13 protein-coding genes and 1 tRNA gene are annotated in these 13,141 nt (G+C 68.2%); 10 read left to right on the forward strand and 4 right to left on the reverse strand.

The window, feature by feature from the left end:
- The first annotated feature begins 30 nt into the window (after positions 1-30).
- The gene (locus EII35_RS04140) at positions 31-1,317 is read left to right on the forward strand and encodes a citrate synthase (RefSeq protein ID WP_125227195.1); all 1,287 of its coding nucleotides are present in this window, start codon (positions 31-33) and stop codon (positions 1,315-1,317) included.
- On the opposite strand, the gene EII35_RS04145 is transcribed toward EII35_RS04140, so the two are convergent.
- From EII35_RS04145 to EII35_RS04155, 3 genes are read right to left on the reverse strand one after another with little or no spacing between them, the layout of a single operon-like run.
- Positions 1,302-1,961: a thiamine phosphate synthase gene (locus tag EII35_RS04145; protein WP_125227196.1), complete on the reverse strand. Its 660-nt coding sequence runs from the start codon at positions 1,959-1,961 to the stop codon at positions 1,302-1,304. The two genes, EII35_RS04140 and EII35_RS04145, sit on opposite strands and share 16 nt — an antisense overlap.
- Positions 1,958-2,752 (reverse strand): hydroxyethylthiazole kinase, encoded by a 795-nt coding sequence (gene thiM / locus EII35_RS04150; protein WP_125227197.1) that lies wholly within the window; start codon positions 2,750-2,752, stop codon positions 1,958-1,960. Before thiM ends, EII35_RS04145 begins: the two co-directional genes overlap by 4 nt.
- Positions 2,749-4,077 carry an MFS transporter gene (locus EII35_RS04155; RefSeq protein WP_260465002.1) on the reverse strand — a complete coding sequence of 443 codons (1,329 nt, stop codon included), beginning with the start codon at positions 4,075-4,077 and terminating at the stop codon, positions 2,749-2,751. Before EII35_RS04155 ends, thiM begins: the two co-directional genes overlap by 4 nt.
- A gap of 129 nt (positions 4,078-4,206) precedes the next feature.
- Between EII35_RS04155 and EII35_RS04160 the strand changes: the two genes are divergently transcribed.
- The 6 genes from EII35_RS04160 to dnaG all read left to right on the forward strand — a co-directional run bounded on the left by EII35_RS04160 (position 4,207) and on the right by dnaG (position 10,643).
- On the forward strand, positions 4,207-5,313 hold the full coding sequence (locus tag EII35_RS04160; RefSeq protein ID WP_125227198.1) for an HD domain-containing protein: 1,107 nt from the start codon (positions 4,207-4,209) through the stop codon (positions 5,311-5,313).
- A gap of 79 nt (positions 5,314-5,392) precedes the next feature.
- Positions 5,393-6,298, forward strand: coding sequence for an ABC transporter ATP-binding protein (locus tag EII35_RS04165; RefSeq protein ID WP_125227199.1), 906 nt, complete (start codon positions 5,393-5,395; stop codon positions 6,296-6,298).
- Positions 6,295-7,053 (forward strand): ABC transporter permease, encoded by a 759-nt coding sequence (locus EII35_RS04170; RefSeq protein WP_125227200.1) that lies wholly within the window; start codon positions 6,295-6,297, stop codon positions 7,051-7,053. Before EII35_RS04165 ends, EII35_RS04170 begins: the two co-directional genes overlap by 4 nt.
- A gap of 7 nt (positions 7,054-7,060) precedes the next feature.
- Positions 7,061-8,131: a sensor histidine kinase gene (locus tag EII35_RS04175; RefSeq protein ID WP_125227201.1), complete on the forward strand. Its 1,071-nt coding sequence runs from the start codon at positions 7,061-7,063 to the stop codon at positions 8,129-8,131.
- Positions 8,125-8,730, forward strand: a complete 606-nt coding sequence (locus EII35_RS04180; RefSeq protein ID WP_125227202.1) for a response regulator transcription factor — start codon at positions 8,125-8,127, stop codon at positions 8,728-8,730. The genes EII35_RS04175 and EII35_RS04180 overlap by 7 nt, the downstream gene beginning before the upstream one ends.
- An 83-nt stretch (positions 8,731-8,813) precedes the next feature.
- Positions 8,814-10,643 (forward strand): DNA primase, encoded by a 1,830-nt coding sequence (gene dnaG / locus EII35_RS04185; RefSeq protein WP_125227203.1) that lies wholly within the window; start codon positions 8,814-8,816, stop codon positions 10,641-10,643.
- A 55-nt stretch (positions 10,644-10,698) separates the two neighbouring features.
- On the opposite strand, the gene EII35_RS04190 is transcribed toward dnaG, so the two are convergent.
- Complete coding sequence (locus EII35_RS04190) at positions 10,699-11,433, reverse strand: sigma-70 family RNA polymerase sigma factor (RefSeq protein ID WP_125227204.1); 735 nt, start codon at positions 11,431-11,433, stop codon at positions 10,699-10,701.
- Between the two features lie 123 nt (positions 11,434-11,556).
- On the opposite strand from EII35_RS04190, the gene EII35_RS04195 reads away from it, so the two are divergent.
- The 3 genes from EII35_RS04195 to EII35_RS04205 all read left to right on the forward strand — a co-directional run bounded on the left by EII35_RS04195 (position 11,557) and on the right by EII35_RS04205 (position 12,959).
- Positions 11,557-12,048, forward strand: coding sequence for a hypothetical protein (locus EII35_RS04195; RefSeq protein ID WP_125227205.1), 492 nt, complete (start codon positions 11,557-11,559; stop codon positions 12,046-12,048).
- Between the two features lie 38 nt (positions 12,049-12,086).
- Positions 12,087-12,812 carry a histidine phosphatase family protein gene (locus EII35_RS04200; protein ID WP_125227206.1) on the forward strand — a complete coding sequence of 242 codons (726 nt, stop codon included), beginning with the start codon at positions 12,087-12,089 and terminating at the stop codon, positions 12,810-12,812.
- Between the two features lie 71 nt (positions 12,813-12,883).
- Positions 12,884-12,959 (forward strand) — tRNA-Asn (locus EII35_RS04205).
- Positions 12,960-13,141 lie beyond the last annotated feature (182 nt).

The raw sequence follows: 13,141 nt of genomic DNA on the forward strand, positions 1-13,141 counted from the left end.
CGAGACCGAGAGGTTCAACCAGGAGTCGCCATGACCGAAACCGTGACCCTCACCCTCGACGGAATCCAGTACCGCCTGCCGATCATCCACGGCACGGAGGGTGAACGTGCAGTCGACATCTCCGGGCTGCGTGCCGCGACCGGGCTCATCACCCTGGACGACGGGTACGGCAACACCGGATCCTGCCGATCCGCCATCACCTTCATCGACGGGGAACAGGGGGTGTTGCGTTACCGGGGGGTGCCGATCGAGGAGCTGGCGGGGCGCTCCTCCTTCATCGAGGTGGCGGAACTGCTCATCTTCGGCGATCTGCCCGATGCCCAGGAGCGGGAGGAGTTCCGGCAGCTGTTGACGGAGAACTCAGCCCTGCACCGTGACATGAGGAAGCACTTCGACGGATTCCCCGTCAATGCCCACCCCATGGCGATCCTCTCCGCGATGATCAACGCCATCCAGGCCTACGACCTCCCCGGAATCCACATCACTGAGGAGGCGGACTTCCGTCGGGCCGCGGCCATGCTGCTCGCCAAGACCCGCACCATCGCGGCCGCCTCGTACAAGGCGCACCTCGGGCAGCCCCTGGCCTACCCGCGCTACGACCTTCCCTACGCGGAGAACTTCCTGCACATGATGTTCTCGCTGCCTTACCGGGACTACGAGGCCACCCCGGAGGTGGCCAACGCCCTCAACCTCTTCTTCGTCCTCCATGCCGACCATGAGCAGAACTGCTCCACGTCGACGGTGCGCATGGTCGCCTCCTCCGGGGCGAACCTCTTCACCTCCGTCTCGGCCGGGGTGGCGGCGCTGTGGGGACCCTCCCACGGCGGGGCGAACATGGCGGTGATCGAGATGCTGCAGGAGATCCAGGACGACGGGATCCCCGTCGCCCGGTTCCTCGATCAGATCAAGGATCGACGTCTCGGGCGTCGCCTCATGGGTTTCGGCCACCGGGTCTATCGCAACGTCGATCCGCGCGCCAGGATCCTCAAGGTGGCCGCGCACGAGTTGCTGGAGTCCATGCGCATCGATGACCCGTTGCTCGAGATCGCGAAGGAACTCGAGGAGGCCGCCCTGGCCGACGACTACTTCGTCCAACGTCGTCTCTATCCGAACGTCGACTTCTACTCGGGGATCATTCTCAGGGCCATCGGGATCCCGCTCGACATGTTCACCGTGCTGTTCGCCATCGGGCGGACCGCAGGTTGGATCGCCCACTGGAAGGAGATCGTCGACGACACCGCCGGACGGATCCATCGTCCACGGCAGCTGTACGTCGGCAACCGCGTCACCTCATGGGTTCCCTACGAGGAGCGCTGAGCCTCCCACCTCGAGAGGCAGGCCCGGACGACGGCACCGGGGTCGGCAGCCGCCATCACCGCGCGCACCATGGCCACCCCGGCGACACCCGTCCCGGCCAGGTCGCCGACATCCTCGGGAGTCACGTCCCCGATGGCCACGATCGGGAGCCGGGTTGCGGCGACCAGCGGCGGGTATCCCGTCAGCCCGAGGGGAGGGCGCCCCGAATCCTTCGTGGGGGTGAGACGGAAGGGACCCGCACCCAGGTAGTCGACGTCGTCGGCCACCCGTGAGCTGTCACGCACGAGGTCGAGGGTGCCGGTGGTCAGACCGATGACCGCGTCCGGTCCGAGGATGCGTCGGGCATCCGGCACCGGCAGGTCGTCCTGACCCAGATGCACCCCGTGCACGTGACAGCCCCGCAGCATGGCGGCCCTGGCGACGGCGACGGAGTCGTCCACCACGACACGGGTCGTGCCGTTGGCCCGGGCGACGGCCTCCGCGACGGCGCTCACGAGTTCGAGGAGGGCGCGATCCGTGAGGTCCTTGGCGCGCACCTGAACCACCCCCGCCCCGGCTGCGGCTGCGGCGGCGGCCTTGGCGGGGACCGACTGGTCGGCACCCGAGGTGATGACGTACAGCCGCAGGTCGATCGGCGTTCTCATGGGGTCTCCTCCTCGTGGGGGCGGATGCGGGCCATCACGGAAGCGACCTCCGCGGCGGTCACGAGATGGAGTCCGTCGAGCAGGCGCCAGGCGAACTCTCCCGGGCCGGCGCTCAGCGGATGCGCCTGCTCCGCGGCGGCCGCCAGCCAGGCATGGGCGGTCGCGGTGGCGGTGAACACGTCATCCGGGGACACGGCGATGCAAGCCGCCACGAGCGCACCGAGGAGACAACCCGTCCCCGGAACCAGGGGCTGGAGCGGCGAGCCGCCCGGCAGCCGAAGCGTCCTGGACCCGTCCGTGATGAGGTCCTCCGGGCCGGAGACGGCGACGACCGTCCGGTGGGTCAGTGCGACCTGGCGGGCGGCCTCGGCCACATCCCCGACGGGGATGGTCGCGTCGGGACCGCTGCCCCCGGTACCGCCGGCCAGTGCCGCCACCTCGGAGGCGTTGCACCTGACGGCAGTCACTCCCCGCCGCACCAGATCCCGGGCCAGACGCGTTCTCACCGGGGCCCGACCGATCGCCGTCGGGTCCAGGACCACGGGCAGCCCCAGCTCCCGGTTCGCCGCGTAGGTGGCCGGGATGCCCGTCATGGCATCCGTGCTCAGCGTCCCCAGATTGATCAGCAGGGCCGAGGCCCCGCCGGTGATGACCGGGGCCTCGGCGTCGGTCTCGGTCATCATCGGGCGGGCGCCGGATGCCAGCAGCCCGGAGGCCACCAGGTTCATCGTGACCGCGGCGGTGATGCAGTGGACGAGGGGACGTCGTTGTCGAACAGCCGTGACGATCATCGGGACTGCCGATCCGCGACCGCTTCCACGTCCGCGTCGAGCTCCTGCGGGGAGAGCCTCGGCCCGAGCATCCCGCACCCGACCACGAGCAGTCCGCCCAGCACGAGCAGGCTCATGGGGGCAGTGTCCCTGCCGAGCCAGCCCTCCAGGGTCGGCAGGTAGTAGGGATACAGCGCCGGGACGACGATGGACAACGAGTACGCGGTGCCGTAACCCGTCGCCCGGATCCGTGTCGGGAACCGCTCCGAGAGATAGGCGCCGATGGGACCGTACGTGCACACCGTCACCACCTGCAGCAACGCCGCCAGCACCGCCACCACGGCCAACGCGGAGGAATGCATGAGCAGCCACCACACCACGGGGCCGGCCGTTGCCGCAACGAGTCCCCAGACGACGAAGAAACGCCGCCTGCCCAGGCCCGTCGACAGATGCCCCGAGACCGCCATGAAGATCGCCTGGGCCACCGCGGCGCCACCCATCACGAGCGACACCGCGACCGGTGAGAACCCGAGTTGGGTGCCCAGCCGCTTCGCGAGCACGATGACCACCATGTTCGTCATGAACCACAACCCGGTCATGAGACCGAACATCTGCCAGAAGGCCCGACGCCACCCGCCGAACAACACCTCGCGCAGGCCCGCGGGGACATCCGTGCGACGAGCGTGACGTCGGTAGACCGGGGCATCGGCCACCTTGGCGGTGTAGTAGGCCAGCATCACCAGCGACGCGGCCCCACCCGCCGCGAAGGAGACCCGCCACCCCCACACCGCGTAGGAGTCCGGGCCCAGCAGGAGCAGCAGCCCGAGCGTGGCGAAGGCGATGGTGGCCTGGGCCCACGGCGCCATGGACATGATGAGCCCGGAGGCCAGGCCACGATGGCGGGGTCGGGACCATTCCATGGCCAAGGGAATCGCGGAGGTGTACTCCCCGGCCAGGAAGGCACCCCCGAGGAAACGCAGCGCGATGATGAGCCACATCGTCCAGGCACCCAGGACCTGGTGGGGTGGGATCACGGCGATCCCGAGGGTGCAGGCGGCAGTACCGGCGATCGCGATCTTCGTCGTCACCGTCCGCCCCACCCGGTCAGAGATCCGGCCGAAGACCATGGCTCCGACCGGCCTGCCCAACAAGGTCGCCATGACGACCAAGGACACGGTCGCCGCGACGGCATCACCGCCGGCGAGGATCGGCAGGGCGGGTCCAAGGGCGGTCACGGGCAGGAAGATGTGGAGTTGATCCACGTAGTTGCCCCACACACCACCACGCAACGCCGCCCTCCCGGCAGCGGGCAACTGGGCAGGGGCCTCCGTCACGGTGACGGTCACAGGGTGTCCTTTCCTACGCTGGCATGGCGTCCAGATCAGGTTCGATCGGTTTCAGGCGGCAGCAGCCCTCTCTCAACCCGTGCCCGGGTTCCCGTGGTTCACAGCGGGTGAGCATACTCTTGATCCGCAATGAACGAGGTACTGCCACGGGCCCGGGAATGGGCCAGAACCATGCACGGCCACGGTGACGACATCGTCACCGCACATCGCGACTCCCGGGGCCGTGTCTCCCCGGCGCCGCAACGCCGTCGGGAGGAACGCGAGGAGCTGGAACGTCTCACCCTCAACCCCGCTGCGACCTTCTCCCACGGGGCGGGGGAGCGGGCCCGGGCCGAGGAGCCCTGCGAGTTCCGCACCTGCTTCGAACGGGACCGGGACCGCATCGTCCACTCCGCGTCGTTCCGGCGCCTCGCGGGCAAGACCCAGGTGGTGGTCTACCCCCGCGACCACCAGCGAACCCGGCTCACCCACGCCATCGAGGTGGCGCAGTGCGCCGTCGCGATGGCCCGGGGCATCGGGGCCAACGTGGCGTTGACCGACGCCATGGCGCTCGGGCACGACTGCGGGCACGGCCCGGGCGGGCACGCCTCCGAGGACGCCTTCGACGCCTACATCCCCGAGGGATACGACCACGGACCGTGGGGAGCCGACGTCGTCCTGGCGGGTCTCAACCTCACCGCCCAGACCCTCGACGGGATCCGCAACCATTCCTGGTCGCGCCCGGCACCCGCCACCCTCGAGGGGGAACTCGTCTCCTGGGCGGACCGGATTGCGTACTGCGCCCACGACCTCGAGGACGCCATCGACGCCGGCATCGTCACCCCGGGCGAGGTTCCCGAGGTCGTGCGGGAGGTGGTCGGGGTCGAACGACGGGTGCAGCTCGCCCGATTCATCGAGGCCGTCATCGTCACGACGATGACCACAGGCGTCGTCGGCATGGACTCGGCGACGGCGGCGGCCCTGGCCGCACTGCGCGCGTTCAACTACGAGCGCATCTACACCCGCCCGGAGTCCGTCGCCCAGTCCCGCACCGTCGTGAAGGTCCTGCAGGGCCTGGTCGAGTGGTTCCTGGATCACCCGGACGCCCTGCCGTCGGAGTTCCGCCAGGACGACGCCGTACGTGGTGTGGTGACCTATGTCGGAGGGATGACCGATCGGTTCGCCTTCGAGCACGCGGAGCGTCTGCTCGGCTGGGATCCGCAGCAACTGCCCCGCGGCATCGGGCGAGGCGCCTGAGCGGGGGTGACGAATGTCATGGTGAAGAGGTGACAGATCCCTCTGGGTGCGCGTGGTCCCGCGGTTCGACCATGGAGGTATGAACGCGATTGAACTGACGGGAGTGTGCAAGCACTTCCACACCGCCGGCGGGGAGGTGAAGGCCGTCGACGGCGTCGATCTGGGGATCGAGCGAGGTGAGGTGGTGGCCTTCCTCGGCCGCAACGGAGCGGGAAAAACCACCACGATCGACATGATCCTGGGCCTGACCCAACCGACCTCCGGCCGGGTGGCGGTGCTCGGGGGAACGGCTCGCCAGGCCGTGCTCAAGGGATCGGTCGGGGCTCTGCTGCAGACCGGTGGGCTGCTCAGCGACACGACGGTTGGGGAGACCATCCGCATCATCGCCTCCATCCAGGGCAGCCTGGACCGCGTCACCGAGGTCATGCGGGAGGCGAACCTGACGGAGTTGGAGAAGCGTAGGGTCTCCCGCTGTTCAGGTGGGGAGCAGCAACGGATCAAATTCGCGCTGGCCCTGCTGACCGACCCGGATCTGCTCATCCTTGACGAGCCGACGGCGGGACTCGACGTCAATTCCCGGCGCGACTTCTGGGAGGCGATGCACGCCCATGCCGGGGCGGGCCGGACGGTGTTGTTCGCCACCCACCTCATGGAGGAGGCCGAGAACTTCGCCCACCGAACCGTTGTCATCGACCGGGGCCGAGTGATCGCTGACGGTGCCACGGGCGAGATCCGGGAGATGACGAATCGTCGCCGGGTCACTGCCCTGCTCCCGGACAGCGGGGCCACTGAACTCCTGACGGAGATCGCCTCCCTGCTTGGGGAGGATCACACGGTCGAGGCAGGGCGACTGCACGCCACCGTCGCCGACTCCGATGCGCTGGCGCTGGAACTGCTGCATCGAGGGTGCAGTGATCTCCAGGTCACCGCACCAAGCCTCGAGGAGGCCTTTGTGGCCCTCACCACCGAAGGGGAGAACCGATGAACCTCACTTGGTTCCGTATCGAACTGGCCCGGAGCTTCCGGGACGTGAGCAACCTGTTGTTCACCTTCGTCCTTCCGGTGATGATGTACCTGCTGTTCGGCACCTCCGAATACGCCGAACGGCCCTTCGGCAACGGCAACGTCGCCTTCCAGGTGATGGCCTCCATGGGGGGCTACGCCGCCGTGATCTCCGCGACGGCCACGGCGGCCCTGGCCGCCACCGAGGCGACGCTGGGTTGGGGGCGGCAACTCGGCCTGACCCGGCTGCGTCCGTCGGGGTTCATCGCCATGAAGGTCCTCACCGGGGTGACGATGGGGGGCATCGCCTCCGGGCTGGTGTTCGTGGTCGGTGCCCTCAGCGGCGCCAAGGCCGACTCCTGGTGGCTGTGGGTGCTCACCTGGTTGATCGGTCTGGTCGGCTCGGCGCTGTTCGCCCTCTACGGGCTCGGAACCGCCCTGCTCATGCGCTCGGAGAACGCCGTCGGCATCGCCTCCGGAGCCATCGTCTTCCTCGCCTTCTTCGGCAACGTCTTCAACCCGTTGGAGGGGATCATGCTGCAGATCGCCCGATTCACCCCCATGTACGGCTATGTTGGGTTGATGAGATGGCCACAGCTGGAGGGCAAGGTGCTGCAACCGACGGGCGAGACCATCACCGACTCCGTGTGGGTCCTGATCGCGAACGTCGTGGCGTGGGGCCTGGTCTTCACCGTGCTGGCCCTGTTCGGGCAGCGACGTTCCCGCACGAGGCTGTGACGAGCCGATGAGGAAGCTGCTGTTCGGGCGCTGGATGGGGATGCTCATGGCCTCGGTCTGGCTGGTGTTCCTGATCTTTCCCATCCTCACCCTGAACCTGCAGCCTGATGTGTTCCGACGGTGGCTGGGGTTCGCGGCAATCCTCCTGTTCGTCCCGGCCTACGTCTCCTCCTTCATCCAGCTCGGCATCCTCCTGGAGGGCCGGTCGCGCCGGGCGCAGCTGGTCCGGGGCCTCCTCCTGCTGCTCCTGACCGCGACGATCGCCTGGGCGGGTGGTGCTCTGGGACTGGCCCTCGGCATGGCCCCCTTCCTGATGGCCTACACCGTGTGGGGGCTGTGGCCCCCACTGCGGGGGATCGCCTCCCTGGGAGTCCTGGCCGCCGGGACCGCCGTGTTGGGGTTGAGCGGCTGGGGTCTGCACCTGCTGATCCCCCTCGGCGCGACCGCACTGGTGGGTCTCAGCGGGGCCGTGGGGGTCGGTGGGACGGAGCTCGAGATCGAGGCCGCCCAGCAACGGGAGGAGCAACTGCTGAGCGAGGATCGGGAACGACTCGCCCGTGACGTCCACGACCTCGTCGGTCACACCCTCACCGTCGCCATGTTGAAGGTGCAGCTGGCCGAGCGGCTCCTGGAGACCGATCCTGCCCGGGCCAGAGAGGAACTGCTGGCCACCCAGGAGCATCTCGGCAGGGCGCAGGAGGAACTGCGTCTCAGCATCAACGGGATCCTGCAGCGACCGGTCTCGAGGGAACTCGAGGTGGCGCGCCGCGACCTGGAGGGTGCGGGGATCACCGTGGAGCTGCAGGGGGAGCCCGATCGGATCCCTGAGTCCTGGGATCCCGTGCTCGGGTGGGTGCTACGGGAGGCCACCACGAACGTGCTGCGCCACGCCGGGGCCGGTCGGGTCCGCATCCATGTGTCGCCGACGGCGCTGCGCATCGTCGACGACGGTGTCGGTCCCGGCGGGGGCGAGGGTCGGGGCATTCCCGGGATGAGGAGCCGTGTGACCTCCGCCGGGGGGAGCTTCGAGATCCTCTCCCCGCCGCATGGGGGATGTGAGGTGAGGGTCACGTGGTGAAGGTGCTGCTCGCCGACGATCAGGTGCTGGTCCTGGAGGGGCTGGGCGCCCTGTTGGAGCTCGAGCCCGACATCGAGATCGTGGCCAAGGTCACCCGGGGCGACGAGGTCGTCCCCACGGCCCGGGCGGCAGGGGCCGAGGTGTGCCTGCTGGACATCCAGATGCCCGGGATGGACGGGATCGAGGCGGCGGCCCGGATCCGTGAGGAGCTGCCCGGGGTGCGCACCATCATCGTCACGACCTTCGACCGACCCGGATACCTGCGCAGGGCACTCGACGCGGGCGTCATCGGTTTCGTCGTCAAGACCACTCCCGCCCGGACCCTGGCGGAGGCGGTCCGACGCGCCCAGCAGGGGCTGCGGACCGTGGATCCGGCACTGGCCAACGACCTCCTGTTCGCCGGACCCAACCCGCTGACCGAGCGAGAACAGGACGTGCTGAGGCTCGCCCGGACGGGGGAACCCATCGCGCAGCTCGCGGCCCGGCTGCATCTCTCCCAGGGGACGGTGCGCAACCATCTCTCCAGCGCCATCGGCAAGACGGGAACCTCCAATCGGGTCGAGGCGGCCCGGGTGGCCCTGGAACGCGGATGGCTGTGAGCGGCACCGGGAGCGGGATCCGGATCGCCGTCGGTGCCCCCGCCCTTGACGCAGGTTTCGCGCCAGGGCCTAGACTGCGCCGCATGGCCGGGAGGATCCACGAGGAGGACATCGCCCTGGTCCGGGAGCGGGCCAGGATCGACGATGTCGTGAGGGACTACGTCGCGCTGCGACCCGCCGGTGGCGGTTCCTTCAAGGGGCTGTGCCCTTTCCACGACGAGAAGACCCCGAGTTTCACCGTCTCCCCGGCCCGGGGCTTCTACCACTGTTTCGGATGTGGCGAGGGCGGGGACGTCATCTCCTTCCTGCAGCGACAGCAGAACCTCGGTTTCGTGGAGGCGGTCCAGGTTCTCGCGGACCGGTTCGGGGTGACCCTACGCACCGTCGACGACGGGCAGGGGCCGGGTCAGCCCGCCGGACTCAGGAAACGGGTGCTCGAGGCCAATGAGGCCGCCTGCCAGTTCTTCGCCACCCAGCTCGGCACCCCGGATGCGCTCGTCGCCCGGCAGTTCCTGGACCAGCGAGGCTTCAACCGGGACCATGCGGGGCACTTCTCGCTGGGCTACGCGCCACGTGGGGGATTCGTGCTCCGCAACCACCTGAGGGGCGAGGGATTCGACGACGAGACCCTCAAGGCCGCGGGACTCATCCGGGACGGGGGACGTGACTTCTTCGTCGGCCGACTGCTGTGGCCGATTCGGGACTCGGCCAGCGCCGTGCTCGGCTTCGGCGCCCGACGCATCCACGACGACGACCGGCTTCCCGCCAAGTACATCAACACCCCCGAGACCCCGGTCTACAAGAAGTCTCAGGTGCTCTACGGGCTCGACCTCGCCAGGCAGGCGATCGGCAAACGTGCCCAGGCCGTCGTCGTCGAGGGATACACCGATGTCATGGCCGCCCACATCTCCGGCGTCGACACGGCGGTCGCCTCGTGCGGTACGGCCTTCGGCGATGACCATGCGCGGCGGTTGCAGCGGCTTCTCGGTACCCACGACGGGTTGCATGGGGAGGTGGTGTTCACCTTCGACGGCGACGAGGCGGGGCAGAAGGCTGCCCTCAAGGTGTTCCAGGGGGACCAGAACTTCATCGCCCAGACCTATGTGGCGGTCGAGCCCTCCGGCCTCGATCCCTGCGACCTGTGGCTGCGGGACGGGGAGGCGGCCGTACGGGAACTGGTGGGACGGCGGATCCCGCTGTACCGGTTCGTTATGACGAACGTGCTCAAGGGGTACGACCTCGAGCGGGCCGAGGGGAGGCTCGGTGCGCTCCGGGATGCGGGAAAGCTGTTGGGTTCCATCAGGGATCGGTCGCTGGTGGGGGAGTACCTCCGCGAGCTGGCCTCGATGCTGGGCATGGACCTGGAGGAGGTGCGCCGGGAGGTCGGCGGTCGCGGTCAGCGTCACGCCCGCCCCGCCCGAACCGCGGCCGGCCCGACCGGCCCGGAGGGGTGGCCGGATCCCGCGGACCCGCGTCTGCAGCTGGAACGCGACACCATCAAGCTGCTCCTGCAGCGTCCCTTCACGTTCGACGCCTCGTGGAACTCCCTGCGGCAGGATGAGTTCAGCCATCCCGCCTACGCCGCCCTGTTCGGCATCGTCGCCCCGCACGAACCCTCCGAGACCTGGGCGACGGAGCTCGTCGAGGCAGCCCCGACCCCTGAGCTGGCCTCGCTGATGCGGATGCTCTTCGTGGAGCCGCTGCTGCGTGAGGAGCCGGATGAGGAGTACGTCCTCGAACACACCGACCGCATGCACATCGTCGACCTGGCACGACGCATCTCCGAGCTCAAGTCGAGGCTGCAACGGACCGATCCGCTGAAGTACCCGGAGGAGCACGAGGCCATGTTCACCGAACTCACCAGGATGGAGATGCAGCGCCGACATCTCCTCGAGCGGACCCGTCGGGACTGAGAAGCCGCGGGTTCTGGTGACGGGCAGCTGAACCCACCCCGGCGAGCGTGGGGGATCAGGCCGCGTGCGGGATGCCCGGGAGGCGACACCGTTCGCCCTCGAGCATGTCCCGCATCGTGGCGAGGCCGTTCTCCTCGAGACGTCGGATGGTGGAGGGGGATACGCCCAATTGCTGGGACAACGCTGAACGGGTCAACGGGGCCCTTCCGGTCCCGATCCCGTACCGCATCCGGAGCACCCACCCGGCACGCCCCAGTAGGTCGAGCACGTCCCATGAGACGCGTTCCACCTGCTCCAGGCCACCCTCGACCGCCACGTGGCCCTCGGGGAGTACATCGAGTGGTGTCCAGAGGACCCTGACCCTCGAACCGTCCCTCAGCCTGGCGACATCCCGCGAGACACTGGTCAGCCGGGCCCTTCGTCGCACTGCCCGTGTGACATAGCGGTGGACGAGCGTGCTGAACCGGGTGCCCCGGGCGTGGTCGAAACGCTCCATGGCTTCGCCAAGGGCGAGACAGCCCTCCTGGAACAGGTCGTCAAGCTCTGCCCGCCACCTGCGGGCCTCCGTGGAGGCCAGCTTCATCACCAGCCGCAGATTCACGGAGAACAGCCGCCGTCGGGCCTGCATTCCCGCCTCGACCGCGGCCTGCAGCTCCTCGCGGTTCCAACGTCCCGGGTTCCCGGACAGCAGATGTGAGGCGTAGGTCGCCGCTTCGAGGCACCGGAACAGGGCGACCTCCTCCTCGGGATCCAGCAGATCCTGCGCGAATGTCGTGTGTTTGATGTCCATGACGGGAGGTTCGCAGCCCTCGAGACCGTCGGACAGGTCAGTGGGGACAACCGACAACACCTGCCCCTACATTGACAACACCTGGGCTGCCGTTGGAGACATCTGGACGGCACAATGGGGCCCATGTCCAGGAAAATGCTCCCCGAGGAGCTCCGAGCAGATCTCCGTGCCCTCATCGGTGATGAGCCCCACATTCTCGCCCTCGCCCAGGGGGATGACGGATGCTGGGTGGTTGCCGGTGTGGACGAGCTCGGTGTCTTCAAGGATGGTGCCTGGGAGATCTGGCCATGGGAGAAGGTGCTGGGGGGCGGCTGGCGCAAGGAACCACCGGCTCTGCACTGGTTCACCATCGACGACACCAGGGAATGTCGGCTGGAGACCCCCGGGGAACTCCCCATCGTGTTCCGGGAGCGGGTGCAGGCCTCCACAGTCATGAGCGCCAGCCATGACGTGACGGGAGGGACGGTCACCCTGACGGCCCGACGAGCACCTCGCGGTTCCGGTGCCGTGGAGTGGCTGGCAAGTGTCAGCGGTGGTGCCAGCCTGGATGATCCTGACACCGCGGCCCTCGTCGTCGCCGAGACGGATCGACTGCGCGAGGAGTACGGGCTGTGAGGATGCACCCCGGGTGGACGAGGCGATAGCGTCGTGGTGTGGACCTGATCTTCATTCGGCATGCTGAATCGACCAACAACCGCAACTGGGAGCTGAACCGGGACGAGAGCGACAGGGTTCCTGATCCGGGACTGACGGATCTGGGCCGGGCCCAGGCCGAGGCCCTGGCGGAGTGGTTTCCGGGATTCGCGCCCCGGCCGACCCACATCTTCGTCTCCCCCTTCATGCGGACCCTCCTCACGGCGGTCCCCTTGGTGGATCGTCTCGACGTCACGGCGGAGGTCCGTCCCGATCTCATGGAGCGCAGCGGTCCCTTCGTCGGCCCGATCATGGACCACGTCGCGCACCCCGGTTCGCCCCGGTCCGTGCTGGAGGCCGTGTCGCCGCGGTTCCTGCTGCCCGAGTCGATCACGGAGGAGGGTTGGTGGCAGGGTCCCTTCGAGACCCGCGACCGTGCCATCGACAGGGCGAGGGCACTCGCAGAGTGGTTGCGCACGGCCTTCGAACCGGAGGACTGCGTCGTGCTCATCAGCCACGGCGCGATCGGATCCCTGCTCGCCACCGCGATGTTCTGTCCCGGGGAACTGCGTCGCGACTCCTCCCAGATCAGGGGGGAGACCACGAGCTGGTTCGCGCTGGACAACACCTCGGTCTCCTGGTTGCGGACCCATCCCGGTGGTGACACGGAGATGCGGGCGTTCAACCGCGTCGATCACCTCGTGCACGCGGGTCTTCACAGCGCAACGATGGCCCAACCGAGCTGATGGCAGCCCGGTTTGGTGGTGGCGACCGGCAGCTGGTAGAGTTTCTCCTCGCGTGGCCGTGAGGTCACCAATCCCTGGTAGCTCAATTGGCAGAGCATTCGACTGTTAATCGAAGGGTTACTGGTTCGAGTCCAGTCCGGGGAGCCACATCGAAGCCGCCCTCTTCAGAGGGCGGTTTTTTCATGCCTGGGTGAGGTCACCCTCAAGTGGGGCTCAACCTTCGTTCGTCCAGAACTTGCCCCGCTCAGTGCCTGTGTCTACCATGCGGTTGACTACCAATAACAGGTCATCTAACTTTCGTCAATAGTATTTTTGGATGACAGGTCGGG

The sequence above is a fragment of the Arachnia propionica genome, assembly GCF_003932785.1.
In the GTDB taxonomy this organism is placed as follows: Bacteria; Actinomycetota; Actinomycetes; order Propionibacteriales; family Propionibacteriaceae; genus Arachnia; species Arachnia propionica_B.

What these genes read in the sequence shown, in the direction of transcription:
- EII35_RS04140 (WP_125227195.1), top strand. Translation starts at nt 31, where the DNA reads ATGACCGAAACCGTGACCCTCACCCTCGACGGAATCCAGTACCGCCTG.
- EII35_RS04145 (WP_125227196.1), bottom strand. Translation starts at nt 1,961, where the DNA reads ATGAGAACGCCGATCGACCTGCGGCTGTACGTCATCACCTCGGGTGCC.
- thiM (WP_125227197.1), bottom strand. Translation starts at nt 2,752, where the DNA reads ATGATCGTCACGGCTGTTCGACAACGACGTCCCCTCGTCCACTGCATC.
- EII35_RS04160 (WP_125227198.1), top strand. Translation starts at nt 4,207, where the DNA reads ATGAACGAGGTACTGCCACGGGCCCGGGAATGGGCCAGAACCATGCAC.
- EII35_RS04165 (WP_125227199.1), top strand. Translation starts at nt 5,393, where the DNA reads ATGAACGCGATTGAACTGACGGGAGTGTGCAAGCACTTCCACACCGCC.
- EII35_RS04170 (WP_125227200.1), top strand. Translation starts at nt 6,295, where the DNA reads ATGAACCTCACTTGGTTCCGTATCGAACTGGCCCGGAGCTTCCGGGAC.
- EII35_RS04175 (WP_125227201.1), top strand. Translation starts at nt 7,061, where the DNA reads ATGAGGAAGCTGCTGTTCGGGCGCTGGATGGGGATGCTCATGGCCTCG.
- dnaG (WP_125227203.1), top strand. Translation starts at nt 8,814, where the DNA reads ATGGCCGGGAGGATCCACGAGGAGGACATCGCCCTGGTCCGGGAGCGG.
- EII35_RS04190 (WP_125227204.1), bottom strand. Translation starts at nt 11,433, where the DNA reads ATGGACATCAAACACACGACATTCGCGCAGGATCTGCTGGATCCCGAG.
- EII35_RS04195 (WP_125227205.1), top strand. Translation starts at nt 11,557, where the DNA reads ATGTCCAGGAAAATGCTCCCCGAGGAGCTCCGAGCAGATCTCCGTGCC.